This window comes from Marinicellulosiphila megalodicopiae (assembly GCF_045862395.1).
GTDB classification, from domain to species: Bacteria; Pseudomonadota; Gammaproteobacteria; order Pseudomonadales; family Natronospirillaceae; genus Marinicellulosiphila; species Marinicellulosiphila megalodicopiae.
In genome coordinates this window covers 2,446,859-2,466,413 of sequence record NZ_AP023087.1, presented here as the reverse complement: position 1 = coordinate 2,466,413, position 19,555 = coordinate 2,446,859, and the positions used below count along the sequence as shown (strand labels likewise).

Sequence of the window (19,555 nt, the reverse complement as noted above, 5' to 3'; positions counted from 1 at the left end):
GTGCTTAGGACTTCAATTTTCTTGTCCTTTAAATGGTCTTAAAAAACGTGCATGATTCACATTTTGCAATGTTGTATTTTGTTTTGTATGCGCTTTCATTGTTAATAATGTTTCGCCTATGTATAGTTTACATAATGTGAAATAAATGAGAACAATATGAACAAAATATATACATTAGTATCAGCAACAATATTCGCTTCAAGCTGCACTACAGCCTTTGATAACAATCCAACGGATCAAAATAACCAACAAAACCAGCCACCTTTAGCCATTATTAAAGCGGATACTTTAGCTGGTACAGCGCCATTAACTGTGAATTTAGATGGTACCTCTTCATTTGATGATACTGGTATTGTGTTGTATTCCTGGACGGTTAATGGGGAGTTTGTCTCTGATCTAAGTGAATTAGATTACAAGTTTGATACAAGTGGTGAATACACCATTACATTAACAGTAACGGATACAAATGGGGTGACTGATATTCAAACATCCACTATCAATGTCAGCGCTGGCCAAGGGAGTACAAATTTAGCTCCAACAGCCAATGCGGGACAAAATCAAGTGGTGTTTGTGAATCAGCCAGTGATGCTTAATGGCAGTTTATCTAACGATGATAAACAAGTAACCAGTTTTCTTTGGATGATCGGCAGTGAGTCATTTAACGGTTCAACTTTAGAGTATACTTTTACTGAAGCTGGCGAATACCCTGTTGAGTTGACCGTAAAAGATCTAGAAGGCGAGTCAGATACAGTTGCCATTTCAGTCAAAGTTGAACCACGTACACAACCGATTGTTTATGCCGGCGATGATTTTACAATCGAGCAAAACCAACAAGCGCAATTTTCTGCAACCGCTAGTGATCCTTACGATGGTGTATTAACGTATCAATGGACGATTGAAGGTGAAAATTTTGATCAATTAACGGCAGTTTATACATTTGCAACAGCCGGCATTTACGATGTTGAATTTTCTGCAAGTAACCCAGTAAGCGGCACTACCACAGATGTTGTCCAAGTGACGGTAACTCAAAGCGTAAATGAAAATCAAGAACCAAGTGCAATATTTAGTGCATCAGTGTTATCTGGGATTGCGCCGCTTACAGTGGATTTCGATGCCATGCTTTCAAGTGATCAAGATGGACAAATTGATCAATATCTATGGAGTATCAATGGCGTATCGGATAATACAATGGAGCAGTTTAGTCATGAATTTACAATGGCTGGTACCTATACGATTGAATTAATTGTGGTAGATAATGAAGGCAAATCATCCGATGCGTTTGAAAAAATAATCAACGTTACAGATCCCATCGCAAATACATTGCCTGTATTAAAAGCGATTAATTCGGGTTCAAATACTTCAGTCATCTATGACTCCATTACCTTTGAGGCGGATCAATACTCTACCGGTGGTACAGTCAATTCAACTACAGATGATATAGCTGGCGCCCAAGAATTTGCCATGTTGCAAACTGAACGTTATGGGTCGTATCGTTATGAAATTCCCGTTTCAAATGATCAATATCAGGTGGAATTATTTTTTGTTGAAATGTATCAAGAAGACTCGAACCTGCGTTCATTTAATGTGAATGTTGAAAATACATCAGTGGTTTCTCAGATAGATTTATACAATACAGTAGGTCACGATACGATGTACTCGCTCAGCTCTAATGTTGTGAGCGTTAATGACAATAGCTTAACCATTGAGTTGGAATCAATTATAGATAACGCCACTATCAGTGGGTTTGTTATCTATTCGCAAAATGGTGAAGTGTTAGTGATTGAGCCCCCTATACCTGAGTTTGACGGTAATGGTCTTTCTGCCTTGGTGCCATTTCCTTTAGGTATTGCTGTTCCAGACGGAACAGGCACTAGTGGAGTGGATATTTTAACCAATACCCCACGTCAAAATATTGTGAAAAGTGATTTTACGCAAATTACCGCTGAAAATATTATGAAAATGAGCTATTTAGAAAACAGCTTTGCTAATGCTGATGCACTTGTAAATTGGGCGTTAGATAACGATTTAACGGTACACGGGCATGCTTTAGTTTGGCATCCAGATTATCAACTACCAAGTTGGGCGACCAACCCAGGTAATAATTTCAAACAGCAATACTTGAATCAAATTACAAATACCGCCACGCATTTTGCAGGTAAAGTATATAGCTGGGATGTCGTAAATGAAGCGTTATATGATGGTGCAGACAGTGGGGGTGGAGACAATGGTACTGGGTATCGCAATTCAGTTTTCTATGAGCAATACGGTAATCAAAGCTACATAGGTGAAGCATTTAGAGCAGCCAAAGCAGCCGATGGCAATGCCATATTGTATTACAATGATTTCAATACTGAACAAAATGGATCAAAAACTACAGCATTAGTTGGATTAATTTCAGAACTTGTAAATCAAGGTGTACCTATTGATGGCGTGGGTTTTCAAATGCACGTTATTAATGGATTCCCATCCATTGCAAATATTCGTACATCAATGCAAAAAATTGTGGATTTAGATGATGATCTATTGATTAAAATTACCGAAATGGATGTGAGAATTAATAATCCATATGATAATAATACAAGCAATGATTTTAATGGTCGTAATGATTGTTTAAATAGTTGTACTGGTCTTGAAACGCAAAAACAAACCTACATCGATATCATTCAAGCTTATTACGATGTGGTTCCAGAGGCGCGTCGAGGCGGCATTACAATTTGGGGTATTGCAGATGTAGATAGCTGGTATTATGAAAATAATGGCGATGCAAACTTACCTGATTGGCCATTATTGTATAACGACAATCTTCAGAAAAAACCTGCATTTTTTGGTGTAGAAGAAGTGTTGATATTGAATAATCCCGGTGCTTCCAACACCAACACCAATGCCAATGCCAACATCAACACAGTCAGTACCCGTTCATGTGATGCCGGTTACATCGCTTTAACTTTTGATGATGGCCCAACAGGCAATACATCAACGTTAGTGGATTTAATTAATCAACATGATCTGGCCCCCGTTACTTGGTTTATTCAAGGGCAGTATTTAGCAAACAATCAAAATATGGCGCCTACATTATTAAGTGTGGGAGTCATGCAAAACCACAGTTACACCCATCCGCATTTAACGGATTTAAGCTATAACGACATTTTAAGTGAATTGACTCGTACCAGTGATATTATTCAAAATGTGGGCGCACCAAGGCCAACTATTTTTAGACCGCCTTATGGCGAAGCCAATGATAATGTCAGAAGTGCTGCAACTTCACTTGGTATGATCACTATGAATTGGGATGCAGATTCAGCAGATTGGGACGGGGCAAGTTCTGCGCAAATTGCCGAAGTGATCAATCAAATGCAAAATGGCGATTCGATTTTGATGCATGATAATGGTGGTTGGAATACCAATGCCGCATTGGCTCAAATTTCAGCTAACATGGAAGCTAAAGGGTTGTGCCCAGGTGTATTAAGTCCATCAACAGGTCGTGCAGTAGCGCCATAGATAAAAACAGATGTAAAAAAGCCCTCACAATTTAAATTGTGAGGGCTTTTTTTTGCTTGGGTTAATTAGAAGTCAAAACCCACTTATCTAACAAATCTTGATTGAGCACATCTAACCAAACGGTATGGTTGGTACTGGTTATGGTGGGCAATTGCATTTCAAATAATTCACTGTCTCTAAAGGCGTGAATACTCACTTTAGTGCCAAGGGGGAATTTACTTAATTCTTTTTCAATGGTTTTATCAGAAACTTTTAAATTGTCCAAGGCAATAATAATATCGCCACTTGCAAGACCTGCTTTATAAGCGGCGCCATTGTTTTCAACAAATACAACTTTTGCGCCCCAAGGGTGGGGGGCTAATCTTGCACCAATAAATGCTTTCTCGTTACCATCTAAATTGGCTTTATGACCGCCGAGTTTTGATAAGCTAGATACGTTCCCTAATCCAAATTTAACTCCCATTTGTGCAAGCAATGGAAATAAATCGATATCCTGTGTCCCATTTAACGCTTGATCAAAAAAGTTGGTTAAATCAATACCCGCAAGTTGCCCAGCTAATAATTCAATTTCACCCTCTGGCACACCTGAGCCGTCTTTGTATTTGTCCCATAAAAGTTGCATTAACGCATCTAAACTGGATTGATTTTCACGCAAAATTAAATCTAACGCTAGCGCGATGTAGGCCCCTTTTGTGTAATAACTGACGATGGCGTTATTGGCATTAGCGTCCTGCTGATAAAACTTAGTCCAAGCATTAAAACTTGAGTCGCTTAATGATTGACTGAAGCGGCCTTGAGTTCGAAATACTCGAGTTAAGGTTTGCGCTAAATACTTGATGAACCGTTGAGAGTCAATTAAACCTGCGCGCGCAACCATTAACGCTTCATAATAACTGGTGAAACCTTCAAAGGCCCAAAGCTGTGTGGTGTAGCTTTCTTTGTCTAATTGATAAGGCGCAAAGGCTTTGGGTTTAATACGTTTCACATTCCAGTTATGAAAATACTCATGGGAGCATAGCGTTAAATAATTTAAGTATTCATCGCTGATTGTTTGTTTGTCTTCACCAATACGAGGTAGATCATTTCGAGGACACATTAAAACAGTAGAGTCTCTATGTTCTAAACCGCCATAACCGCTTTGGGTTACCAAGGTCATAAACACATAGCGTTTGTTTGTAAATGGCGCATCGTCATTAAAAAAGCCAATTTGGGTTTGGCATATTGCTTGAAGATCATCACATAAACGTGCCATATCGCAATAATGTTTGCCCATTAACACCACATCGTGCTGAACATCCCCTACATAAAAACTGTGTAAATCAAAGTCGCCTAAAATAAAAGGGTGATCAATGAATTCGTCGTAATTTTGGGCTTGATACAAACCAAATTGATACAGGTGTTCAGTTTTTAAGCTTGTGGCCACTTTCCAAGTGGGGGTGTGAGGATTTTCAATAACATTTAATTCACAACAATAATGCTCTAAACCTTGGGGGCATAAAAACACACTCGTGCCGTTAAAAAAACCTTGATTTTGATCTAAATAAGCCGAACGAACAGACAGATCAAACGCATAAACTTGGTAGCAAACAGTCACAGTTTGTGTGGATTCAAACTGCCAATGATTTTTATCCAGCTGAATCAATGGAACAGCGCTTTGATTTGAATCGGTAATTTGAATTTGGATGATATTTTTAGCAAAATCGCGAATTAAATAACTACCTGGAATCCATGAAGGCAATGATAAAACCGTTGTGTCGCTAATGGGCGTAAACGTTAAAGAAACCTCAAATAAATGTGCGTGCGTGTCTTTAACTTTAATTTGATAATGCAAAGATTCAACTGACATGCTGTCCCTTATTTAATATTAATGAAAAAATAAAATCATACATCAAGTTTTGGGTGATGTCTGTTTATCAAAGGAGTTAAGTATCAATTCGATTGAAAATACCCACATAATCAACAGCACAGAATATTCCCATATGGTAGAAACAAGGTACGTGATTCACTCCAAAAAAATCATCCAAAGTTTGTCCTCGAAGAAAGAATTAATCTCAACTGTAGGTTCCGGAATTATCGTCACAGGGATGTGACTAATTAGAATTGTGCGCGCCTAAATCGACTTAGGTGGTAGAGCGACGCAGGGATGCCAAAGCCGAAGAGCATGCAATCGTTCGGAAAAAACAATCCACATCATTTCAAAAAATACCTTCCAAAAGACGATCTCGATGCAGAAATTAATCGCACCTGTAGGTTCCGGATTTATTCGGAAAAAAACAATCCAAATCAATACGAAAAATATCCCCATCGGTTTCAATCAAAAACAATCTTACAAACTCTGCAAAAATTTCTAAAATGCTTGTCTAGTATCCATATCTGTAGGTTCGTGATTCATTACGAAAAAACTATCTAAATCATTCCAAAAAACTATCCAAATCAATACGAAAAATATCACCCAGCGGTTTCAATCAAAAACAATCATACAAACTCTGCAAAAATTTCTAAAATGCTTGTCTAGTATCCATATCTGTAGGTTCGTGATTCATTACGAAAAAACTATCTAAATCATTCCAAAAAACTATCCAAATCAATACGAAAAATATCACCCAGCGGTTTCAATCAAAAACAATCATACAAACTCTGCAAAAATTTCTAAAAATGTCTGTCTAGTTTTCCAATCAAACAAAAAACAAAAAACAAAAAAACTCCTGCTCTATCGAATTAGAAGCTGGTAGCTTGCTGATGATGCAAGGTGAGACTCAAATATATTGGCTACATAGCTTGCCTATTAATTTAAAGAGTAAGCTGCCTCGAATTAATTTGACGTTTAGAACGATTACGGATGGACGGAAAACGACTATTGATCCTGTTAGATAAGCGCTTTTTTTAAACTGTCATAGGTATCCTGCAAATCAATTGGACTCACAATAGAACGGTCTTTGACCCCGACTACATGAGTATAAATTTCAGTTGTTGATAAATCCGAATGCCCCATTAACTCTTGAATATTACGAATGTCCGTGCCATTTTCTAAAAGCCGTGTAGCAAAGCTATGGCGAAAAGTATGACAACTTGCTTTTTTATTAATATCACACTGAATAATTGCTTGGGCAACGGATCTTTGTAACTGACTTTCGTGCATATGAAAACGTTGAATTTCACCTGTTGTTGTATTACCTGATAGTTTTTTGGATGGAAATAAATATTGCCACTTAAATTGTGTTGGCGCTGATGGGTATTTTTTATTTAGAGAATTAGGCAGTTGAACAGAGCCATAACCATTTTTTAAATCTTGTTGATGCATTTTTTTTGTACGATCAATTCTATCTTGCAACTGCACAATTATGTTTTCAGGAAGTAAACACTTTCTCCATTTATTCCCTTTTGAAGTACGAACGATAATGTAATTATTTTCAAAATCGATATCCATCACTCGTAACTTACATACCTCCATGACCCTAAGTCCTGAACCATACATTAGTTGTATTGCTAGTTGCTTATCTCCTTTAAGTACGTTAATAATATTAGTTGCTTCATTATGAGAAAAAACAGTAGGAATGCGCCTTGGCACTTTACTGTATCGAAATGCTAATTTTCTAATTTCTTTTTGTAAAAATTTCGTAAAGAAAAAAACAAGTGCATTCAAAGCTGTTTTTTGAGTATTAATACCCACATGACAATCCACCGCTAAATGAGATAGAAATAAATCAATTTCATCGGCATCCATGCCTTTTGGGTGTTTCATTTCATGAAAACGAATAAATGTGAGCACCCAATAACAGTATGTCTTTTCAGTTTTTAAAGCGTAATTTTTTGCTCGTATATAATAGCGAAATTGATCCATCAGCCTGACTGGATTTTTGGGGATTACCTTGGCAATCACATCATTACTTTCTAAATCATACGATTTCATAATAAACAAACCAACATAACTGTATATATATACAGTATATACAGGTATTGAAAATCTTCTGAAAATACTTTGTATATTTTTGTAAAATATGAATTTTTTATAACCATTTTTGTAAATTTAACGCCATGCAGTGGAAAACTAAATCAACCTGCGTAACATTATGTAAACCAGTATTTATAAGGGTTAAAGCAATTTAGACTTTGCTGTGTTTAACCAAATCAACCTGCACTGAAAACAATGAAGCCGTGTTTGCTTTTGTAATTGGGACATTGTCATTTGGTTATACAGTCGATGAACCCCATATATAGACCTCTAGCGCATTCAAAGGTATAGTTGGCCTTTATAAATTTAAAAATCAACTTGCAAGTGACCTTTTTTGTCAGTTGCGGTAGATATAGCTGTTAGATGTCATCTAGGATAAATATGATCGATTCAAAAAGTGTTGTTATCGTTGAAGGTGACTATGTTGAAATATTAAGTATTAATGAGGAAAGCCTTGAATTTTTAGAACCGCATTATGCTAAAGAAATTAGAGAGGCTGTTGGCCAAAAATTGGTTTTCGACTTTATTGATGAAAATGATCGTGCTTGGGTAGATTTAATAAAAGATACTGACGATGAAATAAAATGTGGACAAACATTATTTTTACAATCTCATCAAATAAGTAAAATTTAGTGGCTCCTTACATCTAACAAAGCAAATTAAAACCGACGCAAAACACTCCACCTTCTTTGTGTTTCGCTTCGCGAAGTATACACAAAGAAGGCTCCGCGTTTTTGCGCGGTTTATTTGGGCGTTATAAACCTCAATGGAGTGCATCTTGAAATCGAAGGTTTTCTTATATTTTATTTCTGCCCTTTCCTTATTTAGTTTGGTAACGATTTATCAATATCATAATGAGGATATGACCACACTAGTTGCGGCTAGAAAGGCAGCTGGTGACGAACTTATCAATTCAGAAGCAGGTGTTACTCGATACCAGATATTTGGTGAGAGAAATACCAAAACAGTTATTTTAGTTCATAGCTTTAACGGTTTTTTAGAGTCATGGAATCCCAATGTTAACTCGCTAGTAAATGCTGGTTATCGAGTTGTACTTTATGACCTTTTTGGGAGAGGGCTTTCCGATCGTCCTCGTGTTAACTACGATCTTAGGCTTTTTCGACGCCAACTAGCTTCAGTTATAAGCGAAGTTGGGGCAGATAAAGTTCATCTAGTTGGCTCTTCTTTCGGGTGTGTCATTGTATCTGATTATGCTAATCACCACCCTGAAAAAGTAGAAAGTATCGTTATGGTGGGGCCAGCAGGCTGGCCTAACGAGAATGGGCGTAATCGACTATTAGATACACCAATTATCGGTGAATTGGTATTTCATTACTTTGGTCAACAAATTCTAAGACCTAAAGTAGAAGCGTATCTATTCAACTTATCAAAATTTCACGAAGTCGTTGAAGAGTGGGACACTTTTGCAAGTTATCCAGGTTTTATGCGTTCGGCGCTCTCTACTCTTAGGAATTCTCCCGTTTTGGATTACACTGATGGTTGGAAGAAATTAGGAAATCTTGGTAAACCAACAATGTTCATTTGGGGCAAGCAGGACGTTAGCTTCCCTTATTCTAATACGGAAAAACTTTCGAAACTAATTCCTCATGCTAAAGTTGTCAGTATTGAAGATGCCGCGCATTGGGTGAACATTGAACAAGCCGAAGAAGTTAATAATGCAATAGCTTCATTTTTAAGTGTTAATAACGGCGGTTTATAACAAGTTGCTCAAACGGACGCATAACAGTTGGCTGCGCTTCGTTCCTTGCACATTTTAGCCAACTATTCTGCGCCGCTTAGCAAGGCGTTAGGCATCTAGAGTATTTACAATGAAAATGAATTATTTTGTATTTGGAACAAATAATAAAGAAAAATCCGTTGGGTTTTATGATGAGTTATTTGATGGGTGTGGATTAAATAAAATTCACGATCAAGGTCGAATGACGCTATGGGGAAACGAAGAGTTTATGTTTGCCATAGCCGAGCCGTTCGATGAAAAACCAGCATCAAACGGAAATGGCACTATGCTTGGTTTCCATGTTGACTCAATTAATGAAGTAAATCGATTACATAAAAAAGCACTTGATTTAGGTGGCGTTAGTGAAGGTGAACCAAGGATACGTTCTAATATGCATTCCGCTTATATAAGAGATTTAGACAGTAATAAAATATGTTTCTATACGAGCAATGCCTAACAAGCGGCTCCACGCAGACGCCCAAACCTGCGCGCTTTTTGTGGGTTTCGCTGCGCTCACTTTACCACAAAAACCTCTCCGGCTTGGGCGCTGGTGAGCCGGGCGTTATGCGCTACCAGAGGTTTAGATAGCTTACTATGCATTTAGTTTTTGAAGCCCTAGAGGTTACTTATAATGAAGCACTTGGTGGTGATATCATTCAGGTTTCTTTTCAGGAGTACCCAGATCCTGATTTAGATTACTCTAAGGTAATGCCGCCTCCTATTAAGGGAATAGTTTTTTCAGCTAATTACGAGTTCCCTCCATGCGACACTTTGGTAGAGTGGTGCGATGGAGAAGGTTATGATGGTGGGCAGAAAATTAAGGAAATTAATTTAACAAAAACATCTCTTAATTTGGTCACGAGAAACGGCAATGTTTTTGATGTGAAGTTCCAAACAGACGATGTTACCTTTGAGAATATACAAAATTTTGTATTGTCGAGTAAGCAGAGAATCGCATAACAATACGCTGCACCGGACAAACATTGCTACGCTCGTTTTTGTGTATGTCGCGTAGCTCCATTTTACACAAAAACGCTCTCCGCAATATTTGCCGGTGAGCTTTGCGTTATGTGCATATCATGAGATCACTGGAAGAATTAAAAAATTTACCAATATCGACTTCTCAACGTGATTTATCTAATGGAATTTCATTGGTCTTCGATCTTATTAAAAATAATGCTAAAGGTTCGAATACGGATTATGCCGAAGCTTTTTATGATGTAATTACATACCAATCATATGCGGGCGCAATAACAAGTGATGAAGAAAATAGAATTCTTAATTGGATTGACGAAACTTATGATGAAGTAAATGAGGATTATATAGATGCTGTATCTGGACTTTATTGTATAATGTCATCCAAGAGAGCATTGAAAGAACTTAAGAATAGAATTTCAACAACTAAATATTCTTGGGTTCGTAAATATTACCAAGAAGCTATTGAAGAATTCGAGTTACGCACATAACAACTAATTAAAACCGACGCAAAACACTCCGCCTTCATTGTGTTTCGCTTCGCGAATTATACACAATGAAGGCTCCGCGTTTTTGCGCGGCTTATTAGAGCGTTAGGTTTCTCGAGTGAAAGTTTATATCAATTTTAAAATTTTATTAATTACCTTACTTATTCTTTCTTCTTGCGATAATTGTGATGAAAATTCAAAATCGGTTTTTAAAGCACAGAATTTAAATGAAGAAGAACTTGTTGAATTAATTGAAGATGGGAAAAGTTTATTTTATAGAAATGAATCAAGTAGCATTTTCAATATTGAAGATATGCCAAATAGCATTAAAAGTTTACAGCCAACAACTATTACTTCACATGGTGGCAAGAAACTTTGGTTATATCTGGAGGCATGTAGCTTGGATTCAAAAGTAATCCTATTTATCGATACTTTAAATAACGAGATTTCAATTCAATGGGGTGATCCAGTCTCGAACAATTCTGGAACAAAAGTATTGTGGCCCAAAACCTAACAAAGGCAATTAAGACGGACAGCTAAACGTTGGCTGCTGTTCGTTCCTCACAACAATTTTAGCCAACATTTATCTGACCGCTTATTGCGGCGTTATGTTTCTGAAATTATGAGAATTCTAAAAGTCGATGATATATTAGATAAAGGATTGGAAGACGAAAATTCATTAGATCACGATGAAAAATTAATCTACTCAGTTGCTTATTTAGAATCAATCGCTGATATGCAAGGATGGGATCATTTTTTCACTTATACTATGGAATACTATCCAGACTTAATTAAATTACTAAAGTTATCAGAAGATTCGGTATCTTTAAATATTTTAGAAAACTATCGTAATCATTTTAAGGAAATGGGTGTTTCATTTAATCCAGAAAGTATTGAAAATTTTTTGTGTACAGCTACTGATGAATATTTAATGAAATGTCCTGACTGGAGAGAAGAGTTTACCGAAGTTTATAGCCATCGGTGGAAATTGATTGCAAACTACTGCGCTAAAATTGGGGTGCAACTAAAAACATAACAAAGTTTATTAAAACCGACGCAATATACTCCGCTAACTTGGTATTGCGCTTCGCGAATTTTACACCAAGTTAGCTCCGCATATTGTGCGGTTTATAAAGGCGTTATACGCACGAGTAATATTATGAAAGAAGTTGACGAAAATTTTTACAAGCGCGCAGACGAACATATTCGACTTTCGAATGAACAAATAAATGATGAAGTTACGCTCGGAAAAGTTAGTTCTTCAAATATGTTTGCGACAGCCAGATTTAATGCTTGGGTGAGCGCTTCTGGGTGGAACAATTCAGATGAAATGGCTAAAAATAAAGAAGAAACTTTAGAATATTTTGTAACTCAATATAAAAAAATGCTTGAAGAAAATCTTGATGATTATATTGAAAACTTCGATTCTTACATGAAACCACCAGCGTAGCGTATAACAAAATTAATTAAAACCGACGCAAAACACTCCGCCTTCTTTGTGTTTCGCTTCGCGAAGTATACACAAAGAAGCCTCCGCGTTGTTGCGCGGTTTATTAGAGCGTTATATTTCTAGGCAATAAAATGAATGCTAGATTTAGACTTTTAATTAAATTAGCTCGTAAGAAATCTATTTATCATCGTGACGATTTAAAGAATAGTAATCTTTGTGGTTGTTTCCATTGCTTAGCAGAGTTCGAATATAAAGATGTCGTAGAATGAGTTGATGACAATGACACTGCACTTTGTCCAAATTGTGCTATCGATTCTGTAATAGGTGATCATTCAGGTGTCCCGATTACTAGAGAATTCTTGCGTGCAATGAAAAGGCGTTGGTTTTAAAATTCGATACGAAATATAACAAAGCAAATTAAAACCGACGCAAAACACTCCTCCTTCTTTGTGTTTCGCTTCGCGAAGTATACACAAAGAAGGCTCCGCGTTGTTGCGCGGTTTATTTGGGCGTTATGTGTACTAAACTTGGTTCATCAATATGATTAATATTTTAAAAAACTTTCCGCATTGCGATGAATTCGATGAAAATTCATTTACCAGTATTTGGCATGAGAAATGTGTTGTAAATCTTGATAAATATTGGGAGTTAGAAAAAGATATTTATGATTTATCTAAAATTCAGATCAAGGAAAATATCTCAAGAGAAATTGCGTGGCCAATCACTCGAATATTTAGCTTTATTATGATGAGCATTCAAGCTCATTATAATCCGAATGATTATTTTTCATTAAAGAATATTAAAGATATTGATTTACATAATTTTAGTGAACGGTTTCAATGTGTCATAGAAGGTTTCTTTTCTGGTAATATGCCAGATAATGACTGCTTTGAAATCATTAACCCATTATTATAACTTCGGACGTAGCACATAACAAAGCTAATCAAAACCGACGCAAAACACTCCGCTTTCATTGTGTTTCGCTTCGCGAATTATACACAATGAAAGCTCCGCGTTTTTGCGCGGCTTATTAGAGCGTTAGGTGTTTCTAGTGAAGTTCATCATCAAGTTAATAATATTATTAGTAGCGAGTAATTCAATGGCATATGATTTACATATAGTTCAAGCAGATTTAAATTTAGAAAAATGGCTGAGTTTTGTTTCTGAAAATAGTGATTTAAAAATTCAGCACCAGGTTGAAGCTATAAATCCTTTTACAAATGAAATAATAATTATGCAAACTCCTAATTCTGCAATCTCTACAACTGGAATTATTTATCAGTTTAACGAGCGCGAAGATGAAATATTAATCACAATATCTAGCCCAGATGATGAAGATATACCTTCATTAAAAATAGTTGCTAATGAATTGGGTGGAATCTTAATTGGTGATGAAGGTGAAGAATACTAATTGAAAAACCTAACAAAGCTAATTAAAACCGACGCAAAACACTCCGCCTTCTTTGTGTTTCGCTTCGCGAAGTATACACAAAGAAGGCTCCGCGTTGTTGCGCGGTTTATTAGAGCGTTAGGTGTCTTCAATGAGTATTTCTCGACATATAAAATGTGATTTTCTTGAATGGGAATTTAAGTGCCCTAAGCTCTGGCAGGAATTAGAAGAAAGTACCTCACCTGATGTTCGTTTCTGTAATGGATGTAAGAGTAATGTGTACTTTTCCAATAATAATGCTCAACTTATAAAATGGGCGAATGAAGGTAAGTGTACAGCATTTGAATATGATAATGGATCCGAAAAAGGAATACTAACTGGAAGTCTCAATGTTCATATGACTACAGAAAATGAAAAAAAGGTATGGCATTCATGAAGATTAAAAATATACAATTCAAAATAAGAGAGTATGGTGAAACACCTGAGCTATTAACACGAATGGCAAATCTCTATGATTTTATTGGTGATACGGCAAAGGGTGAAAAAATTAGATCACGAGTCAGAACCTAACAAAACTAATCAAAACCGACGCAAAACACTCCGCCTTCTTTGTGTTTCGCTTCGCGAAGTATACACAAAGAAGGCTCCGCGTTGTTGCGCGGTTTATTAGAGCGTTATATGCGTAATTCGGCATCATTCTATGAAAAGTGGCAAGCAACGTAAATCTGAAATTAAATCTAAGCGAAAAAAGAATGACTTACCATTAGAGCTTTTATTGAAAGGCAAAACTTATGATGAAGCAAAGTTAATTTCAGGCAGTATAATTTGGGCTGATCAGTCTGAATTGAAGCATAATATTACAGAGGGTAAATTACCTGAATATTACTTCGATCAAGACTTTGTGTGTATTGAGTGTTCAGCGAAATCTATTTGGACAGCAAAATCACAGAAATGGTGGTATGAGTCGGCTAAAGGTTCAATTTGGTCAAAAGCTTCTAGGTGTCCAAAATGCCGAGCTATTCGTAAATTAGAAAAAGAAACGCAAAAAGCACATATGGATAAAATGGCGAAAGTTACACCGCATCCAAATGAAAAGTTTTTTAAAAGCATATAACAAAGCTAATCAAAACCGACGCAAAACACTCCGCCTTCATTGTGTTTCGCTTCGCGAATTATACACAATGAAGGCTCCGCGTTTTTGCGCGGCTTATTAGAGCGTTATGTTTCTAAATTATGCATAAAATTATATATTTCATTATTACACTTATTTTTACTGGAAGTTTAATGGCTAATTCAGATTTGTTATATGATATAGCTGAAGAAGTTTCTGTTAAACTTGATGCTGAAAATTTACTCGTGAATTACGATTTTACTGTTTATGAAAACAAAGTAGTCCAAGAATTTGTTGTCAAAAAAGGGGCTTTTCAGAAGGTAGAGTCCTATTTGATAATGGAATACAGTAAAATTAATCCTGAAACAAAATTAGATATCACAATTATTGAAAATGATAATGAGGATGTTGTAAATTGGATTCACGATTCCGATTAAACATAACAAAACTAATTAAAACCGACGCAAAACACTCCGCTTTCATTGTGTTTCGCTTCGCGAATTATACACAATGAAAGCTCCGCGTTGTTGCGCGGTTTATTAGAGCGTTATGTGTCTCAATTCATTGGTTAATTAGAGAGAATTTCTTGAAAGTAATAAACTGGTCAAAAGTTTTGCAAGAGTTATTTGGAGACTATTCATCTATCGAAATGGCTAAAGAATGGGATACCCTGAAATCTAAAATAAATAAAAATGACAATGTTTCAGGAATTGTTGTCGCAAGAGCACCATACGGTATCTGGATAGATTTAGGTTTTGGTTTTCCAGCATTATTAGAATCAATTGTTGTAAAAGGTATGACTCCTGCAATTTATAAAGAAGACAAATATCTTCCTGTTGGCTCTACAGTTTATGCAAAAATTTCTGGTATAAGAGAAAAAGAAAGACAAATATATCTACATCAAGATGAGTGGCCATTCAAAATTAACGATACACTACCAAACACATAACAAAATCAATTAATGCCGATGCAAACACTCCTCTTCTTTTGTGTTTCGCTTCGCTCAGTATTACACAAAAGAAGATCCGTGTTAGCACGGTTTATTGAAGCGTTATGCTAATGAATTGGGCTAACTTTGATCGATAAATGAAATGTTGAATTAATTATGAAAAAAACAATCTTGTTTGTGTTTTCGATTTCAATGGCAGCATCAATTGGTTTTATTTTTGGTTTTCACTTTTATGAGGCCTATAAGTTCAACCAAGCTGACCTTATAAAAATGACCATTAAACAAACAGATGAACTTACGGCCTTATCAGAGAATTATAAAAACCTGAAAGCAGCTAAAAAAATTGTCAATGATCTAAACTCAGTTTCAACCTTGGGTGATCTAGCTGAATTAAAAGAAAGCTATTCTAATAGTCTTAAAACTCACATTGAGAACTATGAAAATAGATCAAGTAAAACTAAACAAGGTAAAAGCACCACCTATATTTTCGAGCCTGTTGATAATCAGGTAAATAAAATTAAGGCAGACCTATGAAAAGCATAACAAGTGCCATCAAATCGGACTTGGGTAAGCTGTCACCACTTTTGCAAAGAAACGCAAATGTGCCGCCACCTCACCCAAGCCGTTGTGGCAGGCGTTAGATGACAAGACATGAAATATATCATTTTACTATTAGTATTAATTAGTTTTAAATCGTATGCCGTAGAATCCAATTATGATATTGGAAAAAAAGCTAAATCCATAGGTGATCTAAATTTACTCATTGAGGATAGTTTTGGTGGTGGAAGCATACAAAGCTAATTAAAACCGACGCAAAACACTCCTCCTTCTTTGTGTTTCGCTTCGCGAAGTTTACACAAAGAAGGCTCCGCATTTTGTGCGGTTTATTTGGGCGTTAGTTCTCTGAGTAAAAATTATCGATTACATTAAAAATTTAATATTATCTGCATTTCAAGATATAAAACTAGAGAATGGAGTTGGACTCTGGGAAGCTCAAGCAATTGATGATTATGAAAGTAAAGCTAATCAACTTGTTGCAAGAAATCGTGACATTAAAGATAATTGGCAAGAAATATCTGCAGATGATCTAACGCGTTGCGATAGTAGCTTATCGTTCTTTGATGGAAAAGGTATGTGTTTTCATTTACCAGCATTTGTAATATTAGAATTAAATAGAGAGGGTAATGGTAGTGTTTTATTTCATTTAACACATAACTATAAATATCATAAAGATAAGTTTAATATCTTGAATTCAGAGCAAAGCCATGCAGTAGTCACATTTTTAGAATGGTGTTTTATGCAACCAGATTATGAATTTGAAAAGCCACATATTCAGAGAGCTATTGAAGAATTTTGGTACGAAAACTAACAAAGGCAATTAAAACGGACAGCTAAACGTTGGCTGCTGTTCGTTCCTCACAACAATTATAGCCAACATTTATCTTGCCGTTTATTGCGGCGTTATATGGCATTAAGTAATGATCAATATCGATGGTAGGGAATTCAGTTTCACAATAGCTACCGATAATATTCGGAATGGATTAGGTGTTGAATTAAATGAAATAATTTCAGATGAAGAGATATTCATAGCTGAAGTATTCCGAAATGATTCGATTCGAAAAATTGAATTTAATACATTTGAATCTAATGTACCTTACTCGGCAATTGTAAAATTATTTGAAATATTCGAGCTCAAGGTAACTCGAGAATTTGAGATATAAGTGCCATATAACAAAACTAATTAAAACCGACGCAAAACACTCCGCTTTCATTGTGTTTCGCTTCGCGAAGTATACACAATGAAAGCTCCGCGTTTTTGCGCGGCTTATTAGAGCGTTATGAGCTACCAGCTAGGTATCGCCAAGGTCAGTTTTAAGGCCTAAATTGGAATTGTTTTTCTACGTGCTATGGAATGGCTATCTCTCTTTGATTTTCACTTTCATTCCATTTAGAAAAGTAATAGGCTTAGCCAATTACAACGTGCTTTCGTAGCCGTTGTTTGGCAGTTTTAACCCGGTTTAACTAAATTGTAAAAACACACAAATTAGTTAAACCTCGTTGGTGCTAGTCATCAAGTGTGTGCCTGTTTGGTAAATAGTCTTCAGGTTTGTATTGTTTTATTGGCTTTTGGGTAACGCTGCTTAAGTAAGATCAAAAGCATATATGGGGTGCTAATCTATTTGGTTAGTATTAAAAATTTAAGGTGTTGCAGGTGTGGTTAGTGGTCTCTCATAACAAGGTTATAAACCTGACATTTTGGGCTACGCTTCGTTCTGTGCACTCGCTGCGCTCATTATTGCACAGCACTACACTCCACCCAAAATGCAGGTTATAACGGCGTTATATTTCTTAGCGATAATTTGATATGAAATTAGGAATTACAAAAACTGAAAATGACTTAAGGGAAGAATTAACAAAATCATATGAATCTTTGTTAAATGATGTATCGAATTTTAGGCTTAGAACTGAGTTAAAGAAATTCTATCCTGACTTTAAATGTGGATGTATATTACACAATATTCACGAGCAGTATGAAGATATTTATGTTGTATTGGTCAATGATTTTAAAATTATTTCAATTGAATTAAGTAGAGTCGACTTAACGATAGATCCCATTATTGAATTTATAGAACTTTCTAAATACAAATCAGGTTTGAAGAAAAGTAAAAAAATAAAATTAGCAATTGCGACTGAAATCGTTGAAAATGGTATGAAGTAAATATAACAAAACTAATTAAAACCGACGCAAAACACTCCACCTTCTTTGTGTTTCGCTTCGCGAAGTATACACAAAGAAGGCTCCGCGTTGTTGCGCGGCTTATTAGAGCGTTATATGCAAGCGAACATCAATATTAATACACTATGGCAAATTTATGAATAATTTTGATTTAAGATGTCCGAGAGATGATAACTCTTTAATTAACGATGAAAATAAAATTGGTACAAATGATTGTTCTTCATGTTTAGGTGTACTTATCGATATTAAAAATATTCCATCAATAAGAAATCTAAATCAGAGTAAATTAAATTCTTTAAAAACATCCGAATTATATTGCCCGTACTGCTCTCTGAAGATGCGTGAATTTACATATAAAAAATTTGTAATCGATATATGTCAAAACTGCGAATGTGTTTGGCTTGACGCTGGCGAAGATGTTATTACTGAAAAAAATAATCACGTAAGTAAAAAGGATGATTTAAAATGGTACCATACACTTGATTGTTTAACTGTTTTTGGTAATGGATCGTCTTCTAGCAAAGGTTCAACTTGTTCAAATGATGACGGTGGAGCGTTGGAATTTGTAGGTGAAGCAATTGGAAGTATTTTTGATGGCTTATAAAGCATATAACAAAGCTAATCAAAACCGACGCAAAACACTCCGCCTTCTTTGTGTTTCGCTTCGCGAAGTATACACAAAGAAGGCTCCGCGTATTTGCGCGGTTTATTAGAGCGTTATATGCTGGAGTCACTATCAAATTAATAATATGCATTTTAACTTTTACCTTATTTCAAGGATGCACAACTTCAAAGTATCGTGAATTTGATGGCACTAATGCACAGATTCATGGCGGAGAATATAAAGTTAGACTGGTACCTGATTGGACATATTCAGGATTGTTTTCATTAACTGGAACATACGGTAGTCCATATAAGATTTTTATTTCATTCCACTCTGAAAATAAAGAAAATCTACCTAAAATTTTTAGAAATATTTCGATTAAAATGGATGATAATACAATTTATAATAATCAAGGAGGTATAGTGGGTGTTGAGTGGTCAAATTATCGTAAATATTGGTTTGCATACTGGGAACCTGCTTCATCTGACGATAAATTGGAATTAGAACACTCAAAATTAATAGTGTTTTTTGAATTGGTTTTCGAAAATAATGGCACTGAAATTATTATTCCAATAGAAAAAATACTTACTCCAATTTATAAAGAAGATGAAAAAAGTAATTTATTTATTGATATACTAATGAGCGTATAACAAAGCTAATTAA

At 35.7% G+C, this 19,555-nt stretch carries 23 protein-coding genes and 1 pseudogene; 22 read left to right on the top strand and 2 right to left on the bottom strand.

The annotated features are described in order from the left end of the window. Positions 1 to 156 precede the first annotated feature (156 nt). Positions 157 to 3,498 carry an endo-1,4-beta-xylanase gene (locus TYM08_RS10535; protein ID WP_422379104.1) on the top strand — a complete coding sequence of 1,114 codons (3,342 nt, stop codon included), beginning with the start codon at positions 157 to 159 and terminating at the stop codon, positions 3,496 to 3,498. Positions 3,499 to 3,559: 61 nt separating this feature from the next. Here TYM08_RS10535 and TYM08_RS10530 read toward each other — a convergent pair whose 3' ends face one another. Next, the gene (locus TYM08_RS10530; protein ID WP_422379103.1) at positions 3,560 to 5,344 is read right to left on the bottom strand and encodes a M61 family metallopeptidase; all 1,785 of its coding nucleotides are present in this window, start codon (positions 5,342 to 5,344) and stop codon (positions 3,560 to 3,562) included. 851 nt (positions 5,345 to 6,195) lie between these two features. On the opposite strand from TYM08_RS10530, the pseudogene TYM08_RS10525 reads away from it, so the two are divergent. Further along, positions 6,196 to 6,372 (top strand): annotated as a pseudogene (locus TYM08_RS10525) (alpha-ketoglutarate-dependent dioxygenase AlkB); the annotation flags it as partial. On the opposite strand, the gene TYM08_RS10520 reads toward TYM08_RS10525, so the two are convergent. After that, a complete protein-coding gene (locus TYM08_RS10520; RefSeq protein ID WP_422379102.1) occupies positions 6,365 to 7,408 on the bottom strand; it encodes an integron integrase in 1,044 nt (347 codons plus the stop codon). The pseudogene TYM08_RS10525 and the gene TYM08_RS10520 sit on opposite strands and share 8 nt — an antisense overlap. A 423-nt stretch (positions 7,409 to 7,831) precedes the next feature. Here TYM08_RS10520 and TYM08_RS10515 point away from each other — a divergent pair, with 423 nt between their 5' ends. From TYM08_RS10515 to TYM08_RS10420, 20 genes are all read left to right on the top strand, one after another. Further along, positions 7,832 to 8,083 carry a hypothetical protein gene (locus tag TYM08_RS10515; RefSeq protein ID WP_422379101.1) on the top strand — a complete coding sequence of 84 codons (252 nt, stop codon included), beginning with the start codon at positions 7,832 to 7,834 and terminating at the stop codon, positions 8,081 to 8,083. Between the two features lie 145 nt (positions 8,084 to 8,228). Next, positions 8,229 to 9,170, top strand: coding sequence for an alpha/beta fold hydrolase (locus tag TYM08_RS10510; RefSeq protein ID WP_422379100.1), 942 nt, complete (start codon positions 8,229 to 8,231; stop codon positions 9,168 to 9,170). Between the two features lie 109 nt (positions 9,171 to 9,279). After that, positions 9,280 to 9,645, top strand: coding sequence for a VOC family protein (locus TYM08_RS10505; protein WP_422379099.1), 366 nt, complete (start codon positions 9,280 to 9,282; stop codon positions 9,643 to 9,645). Positions 9,646 to 9,782: 137 nt separating this feature from the next. Then, positions 9,783 to 10,148, top strand: coding sequence for a hypothetical protein (locus TYM08_RS10500; protein ID WP_422379098.1), 366 nt, complete (start codon positions 9,783 to 9,785; stop codon positions 10,146 to 10,148). Positions 10,149 to 10,267: 119 nt separating this feature from the next. Further along, positions 10,268 to 10,654, top strand: a complete 387-nt coding sequence (locus tag TYM08_RS10495) for a hypothetical protein (protein WP_422379097.1) — start codon at positions 10,268 to 10,270, stop codon at positions 10,652 to 10,654. Between the two features lie 115 nt (positions 10,655 to 10,769). Then, positions 10,770 to 11,165: a hypothetical protein gene (locus TYM08_RS10490; RefSeq protein WP_422379096.1), complete on the top strand. Its 396-nt coding sequence runs from the start codon at positions 10,770 to 10,772 to the stop codon at positions 11,163 to 11,165. A gap of 108 nt (positions 11,166 to 11,273) precedes the next feature. Next, entirely contained in the window at positions 11,274 to 11,687 is a 414-nt protein-coding gene (locus TYM08_RS10485; protein ID WP_422379095.1) for a DMP19 family protein, read from the top strand. Between the two features lie 123 nt (positions 11,688 to 11,810). Continuing rightward, entirely contained in the window at positions 11,811 to 12,101 is a 291-nt protein-coding gene (locus TYM08_RS10480) for a DUF3144 domain-containing protein (protein ID WP_422379094.1), read from the top strand. A gap of 540 nt (positions 12,102 to 12,641) precedes the next feature. Then, complete coding sequence (locus tag TYM08_RS10475; RefSeq protein ID WP_422379093.1) at positions 12,642 to 13,016, top strand: Imm41 family immunity protein; 375 nt, start codon at positions 12,642 to 12,644, stop codon at positions 13,014 to 13,016. A gap of 136 nt (positions 13,017 to 13,152) precedes the next feature. Beyond that, positions 13,153 to 13,512 (top strand): hypothetical protein, encoded by a 360-nt coding sequence (locus TYM08_RS10470; protein ID WP_422379092.1) that lies wholly within the window; start codon positions 13,153 to 13,155, stop codon positions 13,510 to 13,512. 130 nt (positions 13,513 to 13,642) lie between these two features. Continuing rightward, the gene (locus TYM08_RS10465; protein WP_422379091.1) at positions 13,643 to 13,927 is read left to right on the top strand and encodes a hypothetical protein; all 285 of its coding nucleotides are present in this window, start codon (positions 13,643 to 13,645) and stop codon (positions 13,925 to 13,927) included. Between the two features lie 264 nt (positions 13,928 to 14,191). Then, a complete protein-coding gene (locus TYM08_RS10460) occupies positions 14,192 to 14,605 on the top strand; it encodes a zinc-ribbon domain containing protein (RefSeq protein WP_422379090.1) in 414 nt (137 codons plus the stop codon). Between the two features lie 170 nt (positions 14,606 to 14,775). Continuing rightward, positions 14,776 to 15,039 (top strand): hypothetical protein, encoded by a 264-nt coding sequence (locus tag TYM08_RS10455; RefSeq protein WP_422379089.1) that lies wholly within the window; start codon positions 14,776 to 14,778, stop codon positions 15,037 to 15,039. A 149-nt stretch (positions 15,040 to 15,188) separates the two neighbouring features. After that, positions 15,189 to 15,551 carry a hypothetical protein gene (locus tag TYM08_RS10450; RefSeq protein ID WP_422379088.1) on the top strand — a complete coding sequence of 121 codons (363 nt, stop codon included), beginning with the start codon at positions 15,189 to 15,191 and terminating at the stop codon, positions 15,549 to 15,551. Between the two features lie 156 nt (positions 15,552 to 15,707). Next, the gene (locus tag TYM08_RS10445; protein WP_422379087.1) at positions 15,708 to 16,085 is read left to right on the top strand and encodes a hypothetical protein; all 378 of its coding nucleotides are present in this window, start codon (positions 15,708 to 15,710) and stop codon (positions 16,083 to 16,085) included. Between the two features lie 379 nt (positions 16,086 to 16,464). Next, positions 16,465 to 16,920 (top strand): DUF6714 family protein, encoded by a 456-nt coding sequence (locus tag TYM08_RS10440; protein WP_422382830.1) that lies wholly within the window; start codon positions 16,465 to 16,467, stop codon positions 16,918 to 16,920. Positions 16,921 to 17,029: 109 nt separating this feature from the next. Beyond that, the gene (locus tag TYM08_RS10435) at positions 17,030 to 17,272 is read left to right on the top strand and encodes a hypothetical protein (RefSeq protein WP_422379086.1); all 243 of its coding nucleotides are present in this window, start codon (positions 17,030 to 17,032) and stop codon (positions 17,270 to 17,272) included. Positions 17,273 to 17,916: 644 nt separating this feature from the next. Beyond that, positions 17,917 to 18,270 (top strand): hypothetical protein, encoded by a 354-nt coding sequence (locus tag TYM08_RS10430; protein ID WP_422379085.1) that lies wholly within the window; start codon positions 17,917 to 17,919, stop codon positions 18,268 to 18,270. A gap of 154 nt (positions 18,271 to 18,424) precedes the next feature. Beyond that, positions 18,425 to 18,892 carry a zf-TFIIB domain-containing protein gene (locus TYM08_RS10425; protein ID WP_422379084.1) on the top strand — a complete coding sequence of 156 codons (468 nt, stop codon included), beginning with the start codon at positions 18,425 to 18,427 and terminating at the stop codon, positions 18,890 to 18,892. Between the two features lie 50 nt (positions 18,893 to 18,942). Further along, a complete protein-coding gene (locus TYM08_RS10420; protein WP_422379083.1) occupies positions 18,943 to 19,542 on the top strand; it encodes a hypothetical protein in 600 nt (199 codons plus the stop codon). Positions 19,543 to 19,555: the final 13 nt, after the last annotated feature.